This is a genomic window from Ectopseudomonas oleovorans (genome assembly GCF_003052605.1).
Classification (GTDB): domain Bacteria; phylum Pseudomonadota; class Gammaproteobacteria; order Pseudomonadales; family Pseudomonadaceae; genus Aquipseudomonas; species Aquipseudomonas oleovorans_A.
In genome coordinates this window covers 1-2649 of record NZ_QASO01000045.1, presented here as the reverse complement: position 1 = coordinate 2649, position 2649 = coordinate 1, and the positions used below count along the sequence as shown (strand labels likewise).

4 protein-coding genes are annotated in these 2649 nt (G+C 62.1%); 3 read left to right on the top strand and 1 reads right to left on the bottom strand.

Annotated elements, in window-relative coordinates:
- Window positions 1–95 (bottom strand): hypothetical protein (locus DBO86_RS26530; protein ID WP_244185501.1); only part of this gene is annotated, 95 nt, incomplete at its 3' end.
- A gap of 253 nt (window positions 96–348) precedes the next feature.
- On the opposite strand from DBO86_RS26530, the gene DBO86_RS08565 reads away from it, so the two are divergent.
- From DBO86_RS08565 to DBO86_RS26525, 3 genes are all read left to right on the top strand, one after another.
- Complete coding sequence (locus tag DBO86_RS08565) at window positions 349–1110, top strand: SDR family oxidoreductase (protein ID WP_075747109.1); 762 nt, start codon at window positions 349–351, stop codon at window positions 1108–1110.
- 379 nt (window positions 1111–1489) lie between these two features.
- Complete coding sequence (locus DBO86_RS08560) at window positions 1490–2392, top strand: bile acid:sodium symporter family protein (RefSeq protein WP_108233470.1); 903 nt, start codon at window positions 1490–1492, stop codon at window positions 2390–2392.
- A 162-nt stretch (window positions 2393–2554) separates the two neighbouring features.
- Window positions 2555–2649, top strand: a 95-nt coding sequence (locus DBO86_RS26525; protein WP_244185501.1) for a hypothetical protein, incomplete at its 3' end; no start/stop codon positions are given.

Sequence of the window (2649 nt, the reverse complement as noted above, 5' to 3'; positions counted from 1 at the left end):
AGTTGCTTGCGGCATTTGACCTGCTCATGGCTGTCGACACCATGAACTTGAAAAACCTGCTTTGCCAAATCCACGCCTATGCGTTTAAGTTTCATGCGGGCTCCCCCTCCGGGATTGCTTGTTTTACAACCTTCAGTCTGGCGCAATGACGCCGTAGGAGGGAGGAGTCCATCTCATTGGGCTACCCGCTGATCGCGGGCTACCCGCTGATCGCGGCACCGCGCTGGTGGAGTCGTCATCAGCGCCCTGCATGACCCACCACTCCAGAGTCTGATAGTGCTGCTCTGCGTGCGGCCGCCTGGCTAGACTCCTCGCCAATTCAACAAGAATCGCTGCGAGGAAGCAGACATGAGCATGACGTTCTCCGGCCAGGTCGCCCTGGTCACCGGCGCTGCAGCCGGTATTGGCCGTGCCACCGCCCAGGCCTTCGCTGCCGAAGGGCTCAAGGTGGTGGTTTCCGATGTCGACGTGGCCGGTGGCGAGGGCACTGTCGAGCTGATTCGCGCGGCCGGCGGCGAGGCCTACTTCGTGCGTTGCGACGTGACCCGCGATGCCGAAGTCAAGGCGCTGATGGACGCTACCGTGGCGCAGTACGGCCGCCTGGACTATGCCTTCAACAACGCCGGTATCGAGATCGAACAGGGCAAGTTGGCCGACGGTAACGAAGCCGAGTTCGACGCCATCATGGGCGTCAACGTCAAGGGTGTGTGGCTGTGCATGAAGCACCAGATCCCCTTGCTGCTGGCCCAGGGCGGTGGTGCCATCGTCAACACCGCTTCTGTCGCCGGCCTGGGGGCCGCGCCGAAGATGAGCATCTACGCTGCCTCCAAGCATGCGGTGATTGGCCTGACCAAATCGGCGGCGATCGAGTACGCCAAGAAGAAGGTGCGGGTAAACGCGGTCTGCCCGGCGGTGATCGACACCGACATGTTCCGCCGCGCCTATGAGGCGGATCCGAAGAAAGCGGAGTTCGCCGCCGCCATGCACCCGGTCGGGCGCATCGGCAAGGTCGAGGAGATCGCGGCTGCCGTGCTCTATCTGTGCAGCGACCACGCGGCATTCACCACTGGTCAGGCATTGGCCGTGGATGGCGGGGCCACAGCAATATAAAGGCTCTAGGGTCTGTTGCCGTTTCGACGCGAGCCGCGTTGCTGCGCCAAATTGCGCCACGCGAGGCGCGGGATGCAGGTAATGGTCGTTCCCTTGCCAAATCCCGCAACGACGCATGGCGCAATTTGCCGCGCAACCCGAAGGGACGGGCCAGTTTTTGCGTGGTACGTCGTTACTCGACGGCTCATTTGGGCGACCAAACTTCGCGTCTCGCGCCTAGCCCCACGCAAAAACTGGCTCCGTCGCAGCCGTGCGCGAAACGGCAACAGACCCTAGCCCGGTCGTCTGCACGTCGGCTAAGGTTGGCTCGCAGGGCCACTGTCAGCAGTGGTCCTGACTCAGCACAATCCTGCCAGGTTCAACTGGAGCGATAACAATAATGACCGCCGATCCCTTGCTGACGTTTTTCCTTCCCGCTGCGCTGGGCATCATCATGCTCGGGCTTGGCCTGTCACTGAGCCTGGCCGATTTCGCCCGCGTGGCCAAATTCCCCAAACCGGTGTTGATCGGCCTGGCTTGCCAACTGCTGTTGCTGCCGCTGGCGTGCTTCTTCCTGGCCAAAGCGTTCGGCCTGGCGCCGGCGCTGGCCGTAGGCCTGATGCTGCTGGCAGCCTCGCCGGGCGGAACTACGGCCAACCTCTACAGCCACCTGGCCCATGGCGACGTGGCGTTGAACATCACCCTCACCGCGGTCAATTCGGTGATCGCGATTCTGACCATGCCGCTGATCGTCAACCTGTCGCTGGCCTACTTCATGTCGGCCGATCAGGCCATCCCGCTGCAGTTCGCCAAGGTGGTGCAGGTATTCGCGATCGTCCTTGGTCCGGTGGCCATCGGCATGTGGCTGCGCAGTCGTTTTCCGGGCTTTGCCGAGCGCATGCAGAAGCCGGTGAAGATCATCTCGGCGCTGTTCCTGCTGCTGATCATCCTGTTGGCGGTGGCCAAGGACTGGCGCACCTTCGTCGATTACGCGCCTGCGGTGGGCGGCGCGGCGCTGGCCTTCAACCTGCTGAGCATGGCGGTGGGCTACTGCGTGCCCAGGCTGCTCAAGCTCAATCTGCGTCAGGCCATCGCCATCGCCATGGAGATCGGCATCCACAACGGCACCCTGGCCATCGCCCTGGCGCTGAGCCCGGCGCTGCTGAACAACCCGACCATGGCCATTCCGGCAGCCATCTACAGCCTGATCATGTTCATCACCGCGGCGCTGTTCGGCTTGTGGGTCAACCGTGTGCATGGCGCAGAGCTGGCCGAGCCAGTGGTGCAAGGGGAAAAGGCGTAGCGTTGAAGAATGGGGGCGGGGCTTTACCTGCAACAGTCGCGGCTAAAGCCCCTCCCACTTTCGACCGAGACCGTAGCCCAATGAGATGGACTCCTCCCTCCTACGGCGTCATTGCGCCAGACTGTAGGTTACGAAACAAACAATCCCGGAGGGGGAGCCCGCATGAAACTTAAACGCATAGGCGTGGATTTGGCAAAGCAGGTTTTTCAAGTTCATGGTGTCGACAGCCATGAGCAGGTCAAATGCCGCAAGCAACT